Below are 16,499 nucleotides of genomic sequence, written 5' to 3'. Positions count from 1 at the left end.
GCGCGAGCGGAACGGGCGGAGGCTGGGAGAGCGCCGTGAAACGACGAGCCGAGGACGCCATGACCGAGAAACCGGCCTTTGCCTACGTCACCTACATCGAGAGCACGCCGGAGAAGGTCTGGTACGCGCTGACCGACCCCGAGCTGACGGCCGCGTACTGGGGCCACAGCAACGTCTCGGACTGGCGGACCGGCTCCCCCTGGGAGCACCGGCGCACGGACGGTTCGGGCCTCGCCGACGTCGTCGGGCTGGTCGTCGAGAGCGCCCCGCCGCGGCGGCTGGTCACCACGTGGGCCGAGCCGGGCGAGGAGCCGCTCGGCGGCCCGTCCACGGTCACCTTCGGCATCGAGGCGTACGGCGGCATCGTCCGGCTCACCGTGACCCACGAGAACCTGGCCGACGAGGCCGAGCGCGCGGCCGCGGCCGGCGGCTGGGCGGCGGTCCTCTCCAACCTCAAGACCCTCCTCGAAACCGGCAGCCCGCTCCCCGAAGAGCCCTGGCACATGCCGGCCTCCTGAGTCCGCCCCCTGGCGCGGCACCCCCGGTGTACCCACCAAGCATCTGTAATGATGGGGTAAAGCGTAATGATCAGGTAAAGGAGATCGCGTCCGGCCCGCGCCACGGCGCTGTCCGGCGCGGCATCCGGGGAGGACATGATGGGGACGCGACGCACCTCGCTGCCGGGCGTCGGCACGCGGTACGACTTCACCACGCACGCCGGACAGCACCTGTCCGTGGTGGTACACCACGACGGACGCCGCTTCATCGGCTTCTACGCCGCCGATGACCCCGATACCTGCCAGTCCTCGGTCCCCTTGGAACGGGAGGAGGCGACGGCCCTCGCGCACCTCATCGACCCGGCGCCGCTGGACGCCGTCCGCACCGACGGCATCGACCTGGTCACCGAGCACATCCAGATAGGCAGCCGCTCCCCGTACGGCGGCCGGCTGCTCGGCGACACCGGGGCCCGCACCCGTACCGGCGCGTCCATCGTCGCGGTGCTGCGCCGCACGAGCGCGCACCCGTCTCCGGGCCCCGATTTCCGTTTCGCCATCGGCGACACCCTCGTCGCGGTCGGCACCCGTGAGGGCGTCGACGCCCTCGCCGCGATCATCGCCGGAGGCTGACCATGCATGAGACCACCGCACTGCTCGTGGAGTTCGGCGCCGTCATCCTCGCCCTCGGCCTCCTCGGGCGGCTGGCCGGCCGGGTCGGCCTCTCGCCCATACCCCTGTACCTCCTCGCCGGGCTCGCCTTCGGGCACGGCGGGCTGCTGCCGCTCAACGCCAGCGAGGAGTTCGTCGGCGTCGGCGCCGAGATCGGCGTCATCCTGCTGCTGCTCCTGCTCGGCCTCGAATACAGCGCCTCCGAGCTGGTCACCAGCCTCAAGACCCAATACCCGTCCGGGGCCGTCGACTTCCTGCTGAACGCCGTACCGGGCGCGGTCGCCGCGCTGCTGCTGGGCTGGGGCCCGGTCGCCGCCGTCGCGCTGGCCGGCGTCACCTGGATCTCCTCCTCCGGCGTCATCGCCAAGGTCCTCACCGACCTGGGCCGGCTCGGCAACCGCGAGACCCCCGTCATCCTCGGCGTCCTCGTCCTCGAAGACCTCTCCATGGCGGTCTACCTGCCGCTGCTCACCGCCCTGCTGGCCGGCGTCGGCCTCGCGGGCGGCAGCGTCACGCTGCTCATCGCCCTGGGCGCCGTGGGCATCGTCCTCTACCTCGCGCTCCGGCACGGCCGGCTGATCAGCCGCTGGGTCTCCTCGGACAACCCCGAGATGCTGCTCCTGGTCGTCCTCGGGCTGACCGTGCTCGTCGCGGGCATCGCGCAGGAGCTCCAGGTCTCCGCGGCGGTCGGCGCGTTCCTCGTCGGCATCGCGCTGTCCGGCGAGGTCGCCGAGGGTGCGCGCAAGCTCCTCATGCCGCTGCGCGACCTCTTCGCCGCGATCTTCTTCGTCTTCTTCGGCCTGTCCACCGACCCGACCGCTATCCCGCCGGTACTGCTCCCGGCACTGCTGCTCGCCGCCGTCACCACCGTGACCAAGATCCTCACGGGCTGGTACGCGGCCCGGCGCGCCGGCATCGGACCGAACGGGCGGCTGCGCGCGGGCGGCGCCCTCGTCGCACGCGGCGAGTTCTCCATCGTCATCGCCGGGCTCACCACGGCCGTCGAGCCGCGGATCGGCCCGATCGCCACCGCGTACGTCCTGATCATGGTCATCCTCGGACCGCTGACCGCGCGCTGGGCGGCGCCGGCGGTCAACCGCGCCCGGACCGGCCTGCTGCCGCTCTTCGGGATCACCTCCCGCAGATCCGCCACGCCCGCCCCGTCCGAAGCACCCGCCCCGTCCGAAGCATCCGAAGCGCCCGAGGAGACCCCCGCGCCCCGCGAGGACGCGCATGCCCTGCCGCCACACGGGTAACCGGAGCGTCGTACAGACCAACTCCAGCAGGTCCACCTGAAGCGAGGGGTCTCCATGGCGCGGTCACCGCGGTCACTCCGGTGCAGTCATGCCAGGAAGAAGAAGCGGGGCCGGCCGGCGCCGGGCGGCGGGGCACCACTCCCGCCGCCCGTGCGGGCGCTGGTGATGCTGCTGGCGTTCGCCGTCATGGTGGCCTTCGGGGCCGTACTGGCGCAGCTCACCCTCCAGCCGTCGGCCGCCTCCGAGGCGCTCACGCACACGAACCTGCGGCCCGGCGACACCCTGCGCGACTACCTGGGGCAGCCCGCGTTCGTCGACACCGTCAAGCAGCTCGGCGGGAACATCGTGCTCGGTGTGCCCTTCGGGCTGCTGCTCCCGGTCGTGGCGCCCAAGGCACGCGGGCTGCTGCGGGTGGTCGTGGTGACCGCGCTGGTCATGCTGCTGGTCGAGCTGGTGCAGGGCGCCCTGGTCACCGGGCGCGCCTTCGACATCGACGACGTCATCCTCAACACCACGGGCGCGCTCCTCGGCTACGTCCTGCTCGGCCGCCGTCTCGGCCGCGCCGTTCACCCCAGACGCCGCCACTGGTGGCAGCGGCGCGCCGGCGCGGCCTAGGCCGTGTCTCTTTGATTGGCTGGTCAGTTGATCGGATGTGTCCGCTCGGTTAGTGATCACTGATGCGATGTGGGACCGGATCGAGCCGCTGATGCCCGCCGATCCGGTCCGCGGTCGGCGGTGGGCCGATCACCGCCGAACCCTGGAGGCCATCGCGTGGAAGTACCGCACCTGCTCGCCCTGGCGGGACCTGCCGGACGAGCTCGGCTCGTTCCGGACCGCCCACAAACGGCTGATCAGGTGGTCCGTGGACGGCATCTGGGAACGCATCCTCGCCGCGCTCCTGGCAGCAGCCGAGGATGCTGACGACATTGACTGGACTGTGTCGGTGGACTCCACCATCTGCCGGGCTCACCAACATTCCGCCGGAGCCAGGGAAAAGGGGCTCCAGGCCGGGCCGAACCCGACGACCATGCGCTCGGACGTTCCCGCGGCGGCCTGAGCACGAAGGTCCACCTCGCCGGCGACAGCCATGCACGCCCCCTGGCCCTTCACGTCACCGCAGGTCAGGCGGGCGATGCCCCAGCCTTCGAGACCGTCATGTCCGACATCCGTGTTCCGCGAAGCGGACCCGGAAGGCCGAGGACCCGACCTGATGCCGTCCTGGCGGACCGCGTACTCATCCCGCGCGATCCGAAGTCACCTTCGCCGACGCGGAATCCGCGCTGTCATTCCCCAGCCCTCCGACCAGATCGGCCACCGCCAGCGGCGAGGCCGCGCCGGAGGCCGACCACCCGCCTTCGATGCCGAGGCGTACAAGCAGCGCAACGCGGTCGAGCGATGCATCAACCGGCTCAAGCAGTGGCGCGGCCTGGCCATGCGAACGGACAAGCTCGCCATCGCCTACCAGGCCGCACTCCACCTCGCCGCCATCCTCATCTGGGCCCGCAGGTGACCCACGTGAGAAGCTCTAGGACTAATCGCCGAGGGCGTGTTCTTTGAGGAACGCGCCTGCGTGGGCCGCTGCTTCCTCTGCGGTCGCGTACGGCGCCCCATCGGCGGCCGTGCCGGATGCCCCATCAGCGCCTCGGCCAGTCCAGCCCCAACCACCGGAAGGCGACTGCACCAGCTCAGCAGTCCCTCCGAACAGCGCAAGCGTGCTCTTGCCCGCTGTCACGGGTGCTGGGCGGCTGACGGCATCGGGCCATTTCTTACGGGCACCCTGCCGGGTGATGCCCCAGACGGCTCCCAACTGCTCATAGCTCGCGCCGTAGGAGCCGGCGGTCACTGCCGCCCGCTCCGTGAGCCACTTGACCTCGCCATCCAGCACCTTCCACGCGGCCAGGACGGACAGCGCCACTTCGACCGGACTCGCGTCCCACATACGGTCGGCGGGCAACCCGGTCTCCCGGGAGCGGATGGCCGAGGCCAGGGGGTTCAAGGCGTCGTACAGGGCCTTATCGAGTTCTGCCTGCTCTTCTGGGGTGATCTCAGAGGCCGTCATGTGACAACTGTAGTTTACGAAAGCGTCTACGTAAACCAAAGTTTCCACACGTTGTCGGTTGTCACCACATCAAAGAGACACGGCCTAGCTGCTCAGCTCCCCGCGAGCAGCCGACCCGCGCCCGGTACGACGGGATCCAGGCCCAGTTCGGTGAGGATGCGGTACGTGGTGGCGGTGGCCGCGGAGAGCACCGGCAGGCCCGCCTCGTCCTCGACCGGCTGGATCGCGGGCAGCGACGGCATCTGCACGCACGCCGAGAGGACCAGCGCGTCGGCCCGGCCGAGGTCCAGCTTCCGCCAGTGGTCGCGCAGGTCCTCCGGGTCCAGCCGCGCGACCGCGAGATTGTCGGCGACCTCCAGGCTGAGCGCGTCCACCACCTCCACGCCCGCGTCCTCGATGTAGTCGACGACCAGCCGGGTCAGATCCTTCATGTACGGCGTGAGGATCGCCACCCGGCGGGCGCCCAGCGCCGCGATGCCGTCGAGCAGCGCACCGGCGCTGGAGACCACCGGCGCCTGCGCGCCCTGGCCGCGCAGCGCCTTCGTGATCTCCGCCTCGGCCGTGCAGTGGTGGCCCGGGCCCTGCGCCATGATCGCCACCAGGCAGGCGGTGGCGACGACGTCGGGGCGCGCGTCGGCGAGTTCGAGCGCGGCCCGCTCGGTCTGCGCGTTCATGCCGCGCAACTGCTCGGGCGTGACGTGCTGCATCCGCATCCGGCTGCTGTGGAAGACGAAGCGGTCGCCGGGCCGCGCCCGCTCCCGGTCCCGCAGCATGCGCGGCAGCTCGGTCTCCATCGTCAGGTTGGAGCTCGGCACGATCATGCCGATGTGGTGGTCCGTCACGGGTCTCTCCTCGCGTGGTGCATATCGGTCACCCGTGCCGGACGGGTGCGGTCAGGACTCCCTGGCCAGGCCCTCCCAGTGGTCGGCCAGGGATGTCAGCAGGTGCATGAGGTCCGCGCGCTGCTCGGCGTCGTACGGACCGAGGAGCCGTTCGTCCAGGGCGCGCGCCCGGTCGTTGGCGTCGCGGAGGGTCCGCTCGCCCTCCTCGGTCAGGTACAGCAGCTTGCGGCGGCCGTCGTCGGCGGCGGTGCGGCGGACGATCAGACCGCGGTTCTCCAGCCGCCGGGCCACGTCCGCCATCGTCGAGGTGTCCAGGGCCACGGCCGACGCCATCGATCTCTGGTCGCGGCCCGGCGCCGCGCCCACGGCGGTCAGCACCGCGAACTGCGGCCCGGTGAGCGTCGGGTCCACGGCCCGTACCCAGACCGCGAGATACGCCTGATAGAGCCGGCGTACTTGGTAGCCGGGCGCCGCGGTGAGGGCCGTGGGGACCTTGGGCGCCCCGGACGAAGGTTCTACGGAAGCGGTGTCGTCAGCCATGGGCCAACTCAATCACGCCGCATTGCCGGTCTCGATGCCGTCTCCGCAGCTCGGGGCGTGGATCACAGCAGCTCGGAACGGGCTCACCGGAGCATGGCGGTGAGCGCCGAGCGGAGGGCCGCGAGCGCCGCCGGCGGGTTGTCCCAGAAGATCATGTGGCCGGCGTCCGGGATCTCCGTGAAGGCGGCGGAGGGCAGCGCGGCGGCGGCCTCCGCGGCACCCGCCGCCGTGACCACCGGACTGTCGGCCCCGTACAGCAGCGCCACCGGCCCCGGCACCGACGGCCACCAGTCGAAGAAGTCCTCCGTCTCGAACCCGCGGTGCGTGGCCACGATCGCCTCCCGCTCGCAGCTGCTCAGCCAGCGGGCCCGCAACTCCTGCTCCCGGCGCGGCCAGCGCGGCCAGGAGGCGGCCACCTCGTCGGCGTCGGTGCCGCGCACGGCCTGCGCGAGCTGCCCGAGGAAGGCGTCCAGGGACGTCGGATACAGGCCCCGGCCGGGCCCGCTCATCGGCGGATCGGCGAGCACCGTACCGCCGAGGGGCACCTTGCCGCGCACCGCGGTGACCGCCGCGATCCGCGCGCCCATCGAGTGCCCGAAGAGCACCGGCCGTTCCAGTCCCAGCCCCTCGATGACGGCCTCGGTGTCCTCCGCGTACTCCTCCAGCGTGTACCGCCCGCCGCCGTCCGACAGCCCGCGCCCGCGGACATCGATCACCAACGGCCTTACCAGATCGGTGAGTTCACGAGCGACGAAGTCCATCGTGACGGCCGGGCTGGTGATGCCGGGCAGGATCACCACGGGCACGCCGGGGCCGCCGTAGTCGAGTACATGCAGCCGGGCGGCGCCGGAGCGTACCCAGCGGCTGGTGGCGGGAAGGTCTGCGAGACCCGCCGACGCGGCCTGGCTGATCGACCGCCGGTCCTGCCGGTCCTGCCGGTCCTGTTCGTGCTGCGGCATGGGGAGTTCCTTGAGGTAGTCGACCGCTTCGGCGAGCCCGATGACGTCGCCGTACTTCGCCTGGATGTCGAAGAGGTTCGCCTCGTGCGGCCCGGGCGCGCGGTCGCCCACGCACTCCCGCGGCACGAGGACCGGGAAGCCGGACTGCACCGCGTCCACCGCGGTGGCCCGCACACAGCCGCTGGTGGTCGCGCCGCACACCAGGACCGTGTCGCAGCGCAGGCCGGTCAGCGTCGCGGCGAGCGAGGTGCCGAAGAACGCCGACGCGCCCTTCTTGACCACCAGATGATCCTCCGGCCGGCGCGGCAGCCGGGGATCGATGGCCACCGCCTCGCTGCCTTCGCGCAGGGCGCGCATCCCCTGTGCCTTCTGCAGCCAGGTGACGCTGTCGCCGGACGCTTCGGCGGGGGTGTACGCGATGGCGGTGAAGATGACCGGGACCCCGGCGGCCCGCCCTGCCTCGATCAACTCCCGTGTGGAGTGGACCACTTCGCTCAGATCCGCCCCGGAGGGGAAGGTGTCCTCGGTGAAGCCGCGGGTGAGGTCGACGACCACGATCGCGGGGCGGCTGCCGCGGCGCACGGGCGCGCCGAAGCCGGCCCGGTCGTACGTGGCGTCGGTGGCCGTTCCGTACTGACTCGCGCTCATGCCCGCCGCACCGCCTTCAGCTCGCGGCGCAGCCCGGCCATCCGGCCGAGCAGCCAGCCCTCGAACAGCCCGAAGGCGAAGGCGGCGGCGACCGGACCGTACTTGGCCAGGGCCGGGCCGCCGATCATCGCCAGGCCGTCCAGTTCAGGGGCCGCCGGTGCGGCATGGACGCCCGCGGCAGCCGGCACCGGCGACGGACCCGCCGGCACCCGCTCCTGATCCAGCAGACTCCCCAGATTCTGCGCGAACTGCTGCAGGATCCGGTCCGAGACCGCGCCGATCGCCCCCTTCCCGAACTGCGCGATCTTCCCGCGGATGACCAGGTCCGTGTCCAGCCGCAGCAGCGCGCCCTCCGGCGCCTCCGCCACCACCAGCGTGACCTCGGCCTCGGCGTCGCCGCTGCCGTGCGTGTCGGCGCCGCGCGCCTGCACCCGCAGCCGACGCGTCCCGGCATCGGCCTCCAGGAACCGTACGGTCCCCGCGTACGCCGCCGTGACCGGGCCGACCCGGACCGTCACCCGGCCCTGCCAGGCGTCCCCGTCCTGCCCCGTGAGCGTGCCGCCCGGCATGCAGGACGCGACCCGCTCCACATCGTTGAGCAGTGCGAACACCTGATCCGGCGGTGCCTTCACGGGAACCGTGTTGGTGAGCTGCATCGGTTCACTTCTCCTTCCCGGCGCGCCGGCGGGCCGCCGCGCAGCCGTCGATGGCCTCGACGATGGTCTGGTAGCCGGTGCACCGGCACAGATTGGCCGCGACCACTTCGCGGATCTCCTCCTTGGACGCGTCCGGCCGCTCGGCGAGGAACCCCTCGGCGAGCATCAGGAACCCGGGCGTGCAGAAGCCGCACTGGAGCCCGTGGTGTGCGCTGAACGCCTGCTGCAAGTCGCTGAGTTCGCATCCGTCCGTGCCGTCGGACAGTGACTCGACGGTACGGATACGGGCCCCCTCCGCCTGCGCCGCGAACATCAGGCACGCGCGCACCGGCCGGTCGTCGACCAGTACCGTGCAGGCACCGCAGATGCCGTGCTCGCAGCCGACGTGCGTACCGGTCAGCCGCAGGTCGTGACGGAGCACGTCCACGAGGGTGCGGCGGGACTCGGCAAGTACCTCGTGCTCCTCACCGTTGACATCAAGCGTCATCAACTGCAGATCAGTCGCTGCATCGGTCATCGGGCGCGCTCCAGGGTCCGCTGCCGCCGCAGTGCGTCATGCACCGCCTCCGGCGTGATCGGGGTGTGGTCCAGCTCGACGCCGGTGCTGCGCAGGGCGTCGTTGACGGCGTTCAGTACGGCGGCCGGCGCGCCGATCGTGCCGCCCTCGCCGGCGCCCTTCGCACCGGTCTCGGTGAACGCGCACGGCGTCTCCAGATGATGGATCGCCACATCCGGGATCTCGTGCGCGGTGGGCACCTTGTAGTCCATGAAGCCGGTCGCCGACGGCTCGCCCTGCGCGTCGTACGTCACCTGCTCGAAGAGCGCGCCCGCGATGCCCTGTGCGATGCCGCCCCGGCACTGCCCCTCCACCACCTGCGGGTTGATGGCCACGCCGCAGTCCTCGACGCACACGTACCGCAGGATCTCCACCTGCCCGGTGCCTTCGTGCAGCTCCACCACGCAGGCGTGGGTGGCGTTGGAGAACGTGCCGTCGTTGAAGACGTCGAACGCGGCGGTGCCGGTCAGCCCCGGCGCGATGTCCTTCGGCAGCAGATGCGCCTTGAGGTACGCGATCTCGGCGAGCTGTTCGTACGTGAGGGACATGGATGGGTCGTCGCGGCGGCGCACGCATCCCTGGCCGCACTCCGTCTCCTCCGGCGACACGTCCCAGCGGGCCGCGGCGATCCGGCGGAGCTTCTTCCCCAGCTCGGCGGCGGCCAGCCGGACCGCGCTGCCGCCGACCGTGATGGACCGGCTGGCGAAGGTGCCCCAGCCGTAGGTGATCCGGTCGGTGTCGCCCTGGTGCAGCTTCACCTTGGCGAGCGGCAGGCCCAGTTCGTCGGCGACGATCTGCGCCATGGTCGTCTCGTGGCTCTGGCCGTGGCTCATCGTTCCGGTGGTGACCGTGACCGCGCCGCTGGTGTCCATCCGGACCTCGGAGAGGTCGAAGCCGGGGACCACCTCCATCTTGCGCTGTGCGAAGGCGGTGGAGCCGTAGCCGGTGCGCTCGCTGAAGCAGGAGTAGCCGATGCCGAGGTGGCGCCCCTCCGCCGCGGCCGCCGCCTGCTTCTCGTACCAGCCCTCCTCCCGCACGGTCCGCTCGCACAGGTCCAGCGCCTCCCGGTAGGAGCCCGGGTCGTAGGTGATGCCGTTGACGCCCGTGTACGGGAAGTCGGTGATGACGTTGCGGCGGCGGATCTCGACGGGGTCCAGGCCCAGTTCGCGCGCGGCCCGCTCGAAGAGCCGCTCCACGACCATCACGTACTGCGGACGGCTCACGCCCCGGTACGGTGCGGTAGGCGCCTTGTTGGTGGTGATCGCCCGGCCGCGCACCCGGTAGGCGGGCACCTTGTACACGCCGGGCATCTCGGCCGACGCCATCAGCGGCTCGATGCCCGCGGTGAAGGGGTAGCAGGAGTACGCACCCATGTCGCACACCACGTCGGCGTCCAGCCCGAGGATGCGGCCCTCGGCGTCGAACGCGGCCCGTACGTCGTAGTGCTGCTCGCGGGCGAGGAACGAGGCGGTCAGCGCGTCCTTGCGGTCCTCGATCCACTTGACCGGGCGACGCAGCCGGAGTGCGGCGGCAGCGGCGGCGATCTCCTCGCGGCCGACGACGCACTTCAGGCCGAAGCCGCCGCCCATGTCCGGCACCCGCACCCGTACGGCCCGCTCGTCCAGCCCCAGGCAGCGCGCGGCGACCGTGCGCACCTGGTGCGGGACCTGCGTACAGGTCTCCAGTACGAGCTGTTCCTCGCGGTCGTCCCAGTGCGCGACCGTGCCGCGGGTCTCCAGTGGCAGTGCGTTCTGCCGTCCCGTCCGGGAGTCGACGTGCACCACGCACGGCGCGGCCGCGAAGACCGCGTCGATGCCCTCGGAGGCGAAGAGGGAGACATCGACGAGGGTGTTGCGCGGGGCGTCGTCGTGGAGGCGCGGGGCGCCTTCGGCGAGCGCCTGGTCCTCGCAGGTGACGGGGGTGAGTGGCGCATAGCTCACCTTGGCCGCCTCCAGGCCGTCCTCGGCGGCGTACGCGTCCCGCGCGATGACGACGGCGACTGGCTCGCCGACGTACCGGACCCGGTCCCGGGCGAGGACCGGCATGGCCGTGGGCACGAACTCGGTGAGCGGGCGGTCCAGCCGGGCCGTGATGTCGCCGAGCCCCAGGTCCTCGGCGGTGAACGCCGCGACCACGCCCGGCACTTGGCGTACCGCGCTCAGGTCGACGGCGGTGACCTCGGCGTGTGCGACGGTGCTGCGGACGAACTGCGCGTGCAGCATGCCCGGCAGTGCGATGTCGTCCACGAACCGGCCGCGGCCGGTGAGCAGCCGCGGGTCCTCGCGGCGGGCGACCGACCGGCCGACCAGCCGGTCCTCCGTACTACGGGGTGTCACGGTGCCATCGCCTCCTCGCAGGCGCGCTGGACAAGGGTGCGGATGAGGTGCCGGCGGTACTCCGGGCTGCCGTTGGCGTCGCCCGGCGGATCGCTCGCGTCTGCCGCGGCGGCCGCGCACTCGGCGAACGTGCCCCCGCCCGCCAGTACGGCCTCCGCCTCGGGAACCCGCACCGGCGCCGGTGCCACGCCGCCCAGCGCCACCCGCCCACCGCGTACCGTGCCGTCCTCGGCGTCGAGGTCCACCGCAGCCGCGACAATCGCGAAGTCGCCCTGGCGCTCGGCGAATTCGGTGAGCGCGGCGTGCGGCGCGGGCCGCGGGAAGACGACCTCGACGAGGAGTTCGCCGGGGTCCAGCGCGGTCGTGTAGTACCCGAAGAAGAAGTCCTCGGCACGGATCCGGCGGCGGCCGTGCGGCCCCTCCGCCACCAGCTCGGCGCCGAGCGCGACGGCCAGCAGGCACCACTCAGCGGTGGCGTCGGCGTGCGCGAGGCTGCCGCCGACCGTGCCGCGGGTCCGGATCGGCAGATGGCCGATCCAGCGCATGGCCCGGCGCAGCACGCCGAACCCCGGCTCCAGGACGTCCGGCGGCGCGGTCTCCACGGTGTGGTGCGTGGTCAGCGCCCCGATGTGCAGACCGCCGTCGGCGTCCGTGTGCAGGTGGTCGAGGGCGCGCAGACCGCCGATGTCGACCAGATGGGCCGGCCGGGCCAGCCGGTAGTTCATCATCGCGACCAGGCTCTGGCCCCCGGCGATGACCTTCGCGTCGGCACCGAGCTCGGCCAGCAGCCGGGTGGCGTCCTCGGTGCTGCGCGCCCGGTGGTAGCGGAAGGGGGCGGGTTTCATGGTCCTCCTCTCGGTGAGCGAGCGGGCTAGTTCATCGGCTCCGGTACGCGTTCCTCGGCCGGGGCGTCCAGTGCCCGGCCCTTCGTCTCGGGCGCCGCGACCGCCATCCAGCCGACCGCGAGCAGTACCGCCAGGGCGAGTACGGCGAACGTCAGCGGCAGTCCGAGCACCGGCCACAGCACCGAACCGAACAGCATCGGCGCGAATCCCGTGAGCACCCGGCTGACGGACGAGGCCCAGCCGAAGCCGCTCGCCCGCAGCCGCGTCGGGTACAGCTCGGCGACGTACGCGTACATCGCGGGGATGGTGAGCTGCATCAGGAAGCCGAAGGCACCGATCGCCACGACCGAGCCGGTCGGCATCTTCAGCACCAGCGCGAAGACCACCAGCGCCAGGGACGCGACCGGCGCCGAGACGCCGATCAGCCACTTGCGGCCGACCAGGTCCACCAGCGCGGTGGAGACCAGCACGCCCACGATCCCGACGCCGCTCATCAGCGTGGTGTTCATGAACGCGGCCGTGTCGCCGAGCCCCTGCTCCTTGAGGATGGACGGCAGCCAGCTCAGCGCCGCGTAGTAGACGAGCATGACGGTCGCGAAGAGCAGCCAGGCGGCGGAGGTGATCCGCGCGCTGAACCGCCAGAGCCCGACGAGCTGTTCGAGCGCGGCCCGCGGGCCCCGCGTCCGCTCCTCGGCCACCGGTGCCGGGATCACATACGGCTCGACGGGCGCGCCGGTGCGCGCGACCAGGTCGTCGATGACCGCACGGGCCTCCGCCTCGCGGCCCTTCCGCGAGAGGTAGACCGGCGACTCGGGTACCCCGCGGCGCACCCAGAAGAGCAGCAGCGCCGGCAGGCTCATCGTGGCGAGCATCCACCGCCAGTTGCCGTCCAGCGGCAGCATCAGCGTCGACACCAGGCCGCACAGCGTCACGCCCACCGGCCACCACGCGTCCAGCGCGGTGAGCACCCGCCCCCGGTACTTCCGCGGGGAGAACTCACCCACCAGCGCGTAGTCCACGGGGATGCAGCCGCCGAGCCCGACACCGGCCAGGAAGCGCAGCGCCAGGAAGACCGGGTAGGCCGGGGCGAACGCGCCGAGGACCGAGAACACCGCGAAGATCAGCAGCGTGACGCTGAACGCCTTCTTGCGGCCGATGCGGTCGGCGACCGCGCCCCAGGCCACCGCGCCGACGGCCATGCCGACCAGGTTGGCGGTGGCCACCAGGCCGCGGGCGCCGAGCGAGAGGTCGAAGTGCGCGCCGACCAGCGGCATCAGAAAGCCGTTGAGCGCGATGTCGTACGCGTCGAAGAGGTAGCCGAGGCCGCCGATGAGGAAGATCCTGCCCTGGACACCCCATCTCCAGGGCAGGTCCTGGACGATCTGATCGCCTGTCTTCATGGTCGCTCCAAGGGACAGCCGGGACGGGTCAGCGGGCGAACTGGTAGGAGAAGGCGACGGCGTCGGGGTCGTGGAGCGGGGTGCCGCCCCACAGCCACTCGTAGGACAGGTCGGACTCGCCCTCGAAGCGCCGGAGCTTCTCGTCCCGGGCGCGCTGCTCCGGCCCGTCGGGGAAGTGGTAGAAGGTCTTGTTCTGCAGCGAGGCATCCTGCACCATCCCGGCGTGCTTGGCCCGCCGGCCGACGTAGCGGCGCAGCGCCGCCTCGATGTCGCCGGTGTTCACCCCGCCCAGCTCCTCCGCCAGTACCGCCGCGTCCTCCATCGCCTGCGAGGCGCCCTGCGCCTGGTACGGGAGCATGGCGTGGCAGGCGTCGCCCAGCAGCGCGACGCGGCCGTCCATCCAGACCGGGTCCCGCCGCCGGTGGTACAGCGCGAAGCAGCTCACGTCCTCCTTGGCCTTGGAGAGCATCGCGGGCACCCGGTCGTCCCACCCGGGGAACGCGTCCACGAGCTCCTGCGTGGTCGCCGCGACGGTCCACTTCTCGGCCACCTCGTCCGTGCACGGTACGCACGCGACGATGTTGAGGAACTCCCCGCGCCGGATCATGTAGTGGACCAGATGCCGGTCCGGGCCGTACCAGATGGTGCTCTGGTACCGGTCGACCAGCCAGCGGGTGGCGGGGTCGGCCGCGATCAGGTCGCCGGGGATCAGCGCCCGGAACGCCATCTCGCCGGAGAACTCCAGCGTGTCCGCCGCGCCCATCAGGTCGCGCACCCGGCTGCGGATGCCGTCCGCGCCGATCAGTACGTCCCCGGCGTACCGGCGGCCGTCGTCGGTGACGGCCACCGGGCGCGCGGGGTCGGACCTGTCCAGCTCCGCGACCCGGCTGGAGGTGTGGACGGCCACGGCCGGGCCGGGGCCCGCCGGGTCGAGGCAGGCTTCCATGAGGACGCGGTGCAGGTCGGCCCGGTGGTAGTGCCAGTACGGGGCGTTGTACCGGTCCTTGCAGTGCTGCCCCAGCGACGTGAGGCCGATGACGCTGCCGTCCTGCCAGCGCCGCCTGACCTGGTCCAGCGGCTCGGTGTGGATGGCCTCCAGCTGCCGGCGCAGGCCGAGCCCGAGGAGGATCCGGCTGGCGTTGGGCGCGGTCTGGATGCCCGCGCCGACCTCGCCGAGCTGCGGCGCCTGCTCCAGGACGGTGACCCGCAGGCCCTGATGGCGCAGGGCCAGGGCGGCGGTCATGCCGCCGAGACCGCCGCCGACGACGGTGATTTCGTAGGACTGACTGGGCACCACTCTTCCTCCAAGGCTGTGTCGGGGGTACGCGGACTCGGGCCCGTCCGTCAGCCGTCGTCGGTGAGCCGGCCGTCGACCACGACGTCGGTACCGTCGACCGACACGGTGCAGCCGCGCATGGCGATGTCGAGGTGGGCGTAGGACTCGCGGCCCAGCACGGGATGCGGTCCGGTGGACCACAGGAAGTTGCCGGCGAAGGCCCGGGCGTCCATGCCCATCAGCTCGTCCTTGCCGTACATCGCGGTGGCGAACCAGTCCGCCGTACGCATGAGCCCCCACCCCATGTGGGAGAGGCTGCGCCCCCACTTGTCGTCCGCGTCCTCGAAGAAGGTGTTCAGCAGCTTCGCCTCGGCGCCCCCGCTGACCTTCTCGATGTGTCCGGCCGCGATCTCCAGCGTGACCGGCTCCCGTACGTACTCCTTGAACGGCAGCAGGATGTCGCCCTCGCCGAGCACGATCCGCCCGTCGGAGATCTCCGGCCAGCACAGCACCATCGTGCTGGGCCAGTGGTCCCAGCGCCCGGGATCGTCCGCGAAGCCGCACTGGAACTCCGGCTTCGAGCCGCTGAGCTGCACGGTCAGGTCGGTACCGGCGTCGGACGTGACCCGCATGACGGACGACCGCTTGAGCAGCTCTACGCCTTCCAGCACGGCTGCCTTGTCCGCCTCCTCGGGGAGGTTACGGATGAGGACGTCGGGAGCGTCGCAGACGAAGATGATGCGCGTGCCGGCCTTGAGGATCTCCTGCTGCACGGGCGCGTGGATGAACCCCTCGCGGGTCAGGTCGACGACCAGGTCGGCGGATTTCAGCAGGTCCTGGGCGGTGGTGTCGTTCAGTACGGAGGTGAGGCCCGGGCCCGCGCCGGTGTGCGTGCTGGGCATGGGGGCCGGGGTGCCGCCGGGCACGGTGGCGGCGATGACGTGGGCGCCGCACGCCTTGGCGGCGCCGAAGGCGGCCGCCACGTAGTCGCCGCGGCTGCCCGGCTCGGCGAGGACGACGACGTGCTCGTCGCTGCGGAGCTTGCACAGGCGCAGTTCGCGGGTGAAGGCGTCGAGCAGGTCGACGGAGGAAAGATCGAACACGGGTCCTCCAAGGACGTACGGGGGAACGTACGGGACATGGGCTCGCTCGGGAGCCCGTGGAGTGCGTCGTGCGGGGCGGGCGGCTGCCTGCGCAACCGTGCGCAGGCATGCGTGAGGAGCCCGCCGAACATGCTCTGATCATGCTCTGATCTGCGGTGACGCGCCGGTCGGCGCGTCCCGATGGAGATAATCCGAACACGTACGATCTCGCCTTGGCAAGGGGTGCGGCGCGAGTTCACCCGGATCTTCCGTGCCGGAACACGACGGAAACACGCCGCGCCCGGGGGAGAGGTGCGGAGTGCGGCAGGGCATCCCTTGGCGGGGTGGGTGGCCGCGAAGTACGATAGGTCTCGTACATTCGCGCCCGGCCCTCGTGCGCCGACCGACAGGAGCCGTCATGCCCGCCACCTCGACGCCGTCCGGGGGCGCCCCCCGCGTGCTGGGGCACCCGAGCCGCGACGCCATCCGGCTGGAGGACGTGCTGCACGCGCTCGCCGACCCCGTCCGCCTCGGCATCGTGCTGGTACTGGACGAGGCCGAAGGGGAATGCTCCTGCTCGGTCTTCGACGCGCCCGTCAGCAAGTCGACGCTCACCCACCACTTCCGGGTGCTGCGCGAACACGGCGTGATCACCCAGGCGTACCGCGGCACGGCCAAGATGAACGCGCTGCGCAGGGACGACCTGGAGGACCTCTTCCCGGGCCTGCTGGACACGGTCCTCACCGCGGCCCGGCGGCAGGCGGCGGCCGGTCTCGGCGCCGGCGCGAGTGCGGCCGCGACCGGCCGGGCCTGATACTCCCCGCGAGCCCCCGCCGACCGGCGGGGGCGGGCAGCCCGCGATCTCGTCTTCAGGTCCC

At 71.9% G+C, this 16,499-nt stretch carries 16 protein-coding genes and 2 pseudogenes; 6 read left to right on the top strand and 12 right to left on the bottom strand.

The window, feature by feature from the left end; all coding sequences use genetic code 11:
• Window positions 1-35 precede the first annotated feature (35 nt).
• The 5 genes and pseudogenes from IF04_RS0124325 (at window position 36) to IF04_RS37730 (ending at window position 3,932) form a co-directional block, all read left to right on the top strand.
• Window positions 36-518, top strand: coding sequence for an SRPBCC family protein (locus tag IF04_RS0124325; RefSeq protein WP_342668216.1), 483 nt, complete (start codon window positions 36-38; stop codon window positions 516-518).
• A 138-nt stretch (window positions 519-656) separates the two neighbouring features.
• Entirely contained in the window at window positions 657-1,127 is a 471-nt protein-coding gene (locus IF04_RS0124320; RefSeq protein ID WP_030261727.1) for a cation:proton antiporter regulatory subunit, read from the top strand.
• Window positions 1,128-1,129: 2 nt separating this feature from the next.
• A complete protein-coding gene (locus tag IF04_RS0124315) occupies window positions 1,130-2,422 on the top strand; it encodes a cation:proton antiporter (RefSeq protein WP_030261724.1) in 1,293 nt (430 codons plus the stop codon).
• 165 nt (window positions 2,423-2,587) lie between these two features.
• A complete protein-coding gene (locus tag IF04_RS0124310; RefSeq protein ID WP_030261723.1) occupies window positions 2,588-3,037 on the top strand; it encodes a VanZ family protein in 450 nt (149 codons plus the stop codon).
• A 37-nt stretch (window positions 3,038-3,074) separates the two neighbouring features.
• A pseudogene (locus IF04_RS37730) lies at window positions 3,075-3,932 on the top strand (IS5 family transposase).
• A 21-nt stretch (window positions 3,933-3,953) separates the two neighbouring features.
• Here IF04_RS37730 and IF04_RS0124295 read toward each other — a convergent pair.
• The 12 genes and pseudogenes from IF04_RS0124295 to IF04_RS0124245 all read right to left on the bottom strand — a co-directional run bounded on the left by IF04_RS0124295 (window position 3,954) and on the right by IF04_RS0124245 (window position 15,642).
• A complete protein-coding gene (locus tag IF04_RS0124295; RefSeq protein WP_030261718.1) occupies window positions 3,954-4,481 on the bottom strand; it encodes a hypothetical protein in 528 nt (175 codons plus the stop codon).
• A 92-nt stretch (window positions 4,482-4,573) separates the two neighbouring features.
• Window positions 4,574-5,323: a maleate cis-trans isomerase family protein gene (locus IF04_RS0124290; protein ID WP_030261715.1), complete on the bottom strand. Its 750-nt coding sequence runs from the start codon at window positions 5,321-5,323 to the stop codon at window positions 4,574-4,576.
• 51 nt (window positions 5,324-5,374) lie between these two features.
• Entirely contained in the window at window positions 5,375-5,863 is a 489-nt protein-coding gene (locus tag IF04_RS0124285; RefSeq protein ID WP_030261713.1) for a MarR family winged helix-turn-helix transcriptional regulator, read from the bottom strand.
• Between the two features lie 83 nt (window positions 5,864-5,946).
• Window positions 5,947-6,822, bottom strand: a complete 876-nt coding sequence (locus IF04_RS39355) for an alpha/beta fold hydrolase (protein WP_051831530.1) — start codon at window positions 6,820-6,822, stop codon at window positions 5,947-5,949.
• Window positions 6,823-7,470: pseudogene (locus IF04_RS39350) on the bottom strand (isochorismatase family protein); the annotation flags it as partial.
• Window positions 7,467-8,126: an SRPBCC family protein gene (locus IF04_RS0124275; protein ID WP_030261708.1), complete on the bottom strand. Its 660-nt coding sequence runs from the start codon at window positions 8,124-8,126 to the stop codon at window positions 7,467-7,469. The pseudogene IF04_RS39350 and the gene IF04_RS0124275, both read right to left, overlap by 4 nt.
• A 4-nt stretch (window positions 8,127-8,130) precedes the next feature.
• The gene (locus tag IF04_RS0124270; RefSeq protein WP_030261706.1) at window positions 8,131-8,643 is read right to left on the bottom strand and encodes a (2Fe-2S)-binding protein; all 513 of its coding nucleotides are present in this window, start codon (window positions 8,641-8,643) and stop codon (window positions 8,131-8,133) included.
• Window positions 8,640-11,018: a xanthine dehydrogenase family protein molybdopterin-binding subunit gene (locus IF04_RS0124265; RefSeq protein WP_030261704.1), complete on the bottom strand. Its 2,379-nt coding sequence runs from the start codon at window positions 11,016-11,018 to the stop codon at window positions 8,640-8,642. The genes IF04_RS0124270 and IF04_RS0124265 overlap by 4 nt, the downstream gene beginning before the upstream one ends.
• Window positions 11,015-11,863, bottom strand: coding sequence for an FAD binding domain-containing protein (locus IF04_RS0124260; protein ID WP_030261701.1), 849 nt, complete (start codon window positions 11,861-11,863; stop codon window positions 11,015-11,017). Before IF04_RS0124260 ends, IF04_RS0124265 begins: the two co-directional genes overlap by 4 nt.
• A 26-nt stretch (window positions 11,864-11,889) precedes the next feature.
• Window positions 11,890-13,263, bottom strand: coding sequence for an MFS transporter (locus tag IF04_RS0124255; protein WP_030261699.1), 1,374 nt, complete (start codon window positions 13,261-13,263; stop codon window positions 11,890-11,892).
• A gap of 28 nt (window positions 13,264-13,291) precedes the next feature.
• Window positions 13,292-14,560, bottom strand: coding sequence for an FAD-dependent monooxygenase (locus IF04_RS0124250; protein ID WP_030261696.1), 1,269 nt, complete (start codon window positions 14,558-14,560; stop codon window positions 13,292-13,294).
• 47 nt (window positions 14,561-14,607) lie between these two features.
• The gene (locus IF04_RS0124245) at window positions 14,608-15,642 is read right to left on the bottom strand and encodes a 2,5-dihydroxypyridine 5,6-dioxygenase NicX family protein (RefSeq protein WP_030261692.1); all 1,035 of its coding nucleotides are present in this window, start codon (window positions 15,640-15,642) and stop codon (window positions 14,608-14,610) included.
• Window positions 15,643-16,039: 397 nt separating this feature from the next.
• Between IF04_RS0124245 and IF04_RS0124240 the strand changes: the two genes are divergently transcribed.
• Window positions 16,040-16,435 carry an ArsR/SmtB family transcription factor gene (locus IF04_RS0124240; protein ID WP_030261690.1) on the top strand — a complete coding sequence of 132 codons (396 nt, stop codon included), beginning with the start codon at window positions 16,040-16,042 and terminating at the stop codon, window positions 16,433-16,435.
• The last annotated feature ends 64 nt before the right edge of the window (window positions 16,436-16,499 follow it).

The organism is Streptomyces violens (assembly GCF_000717745.1).
GTDB lineage: Bacteria > Actinomycetota > Actinomycetes > Streptomycetales > Streptomycetaceae > Streptomyces > Streptomyces violens.
Note: the sequence above shows the minus strand (reverse complement) of the source record. Positions and strands in the feature narration are given on the sequence as shown.

What these genes read in the sequence shown, in the direction of transcription:
- IF04_RS0124320 (WP_030261727.1), top strand. Translation starts at nt 657, where the DNA reads ATGGGGACGCGACGCACCTCGCTGCCGGGCGTCGGCACGCGGTACGAC.
- IF04_RS0124315 (WP_030261724.1), top strand. Translation starts at nt 1,130, where the DNA reads ATGCATGAGACCACCGCACTGCTCGTGGAGTTCGGCGCCGTCATCCTC.
- IF04_RS0124310 (WP_030261723.1), top strand. Translation starts at nt 2,588, where the DNA reads ATGCTGCTGGCGTTCGCCGTCATGGTGGCCTTCGGGGCCGTACTGGCG.
- IF04_RS0124295 (WP_030261718.1), bottom strand. Translation starts at nt 4,481, where the DNA reads ATGACGGCCTCTGAGATCACCCCAGAAGAGCAGGCAGAACTCGATAAG.
- IF04_RS0124285 (WP_030261713.1), bottom strand. Translation starts at nt 5,863, where the DNA reads ATGGCTGACGACACCGCTTCCGTAGAACCTTCGTCCGGGGCGCCCAAG.
- IF04_RS39355 (WP_051831530.1), bottom strand. Translation starts at nt 6,822, where the DNA reads ATGCCGCAGCACGAACAGGACCGGCAGGACCGGCAGGACCGGCGGTCG.
- IF04_RS0124275 (WP_030261708.1), bottom strand. Translation starts at nt 8,126, where the DNA reads ATGCAGCTCACCAACACGGTTCCCGTGAAGGCACCGCCGGATCAGGTG.
- IF04_RS0124270 (WP_030261706.1), bottom strand. Translation starts at nt 8,643, where the DNA reads ATGACCGATGCAGCGACTGATCTGCAGTTGATGACGCTTGATGTCAAC.
- IF04_RS0124260 (WP_030261701.1), bottom strand. Translation starts at nt 11,863, where the DNA reads ATGAAACCCGCCCCCTTCCGCTACCACCGGGCGCGCAGCACCGAGGAC.
- IF04_RS0124255 (WP_030261699.1), bottom strand. Translation starts at nt 13,263, where the DNA reads ATGAAGACAGGCGATCAGATCGTCCAGGACCTGCCCTGGAGATGGGGT.
- IF04_RS0124240 (WP_030261690.1), top strand. Translation starts at nt 16,040, where the DNA reads ATGCCCGCCACCTCGACGCCGTCCGGGGGCGCCCCCCGCGTGCTGGGG.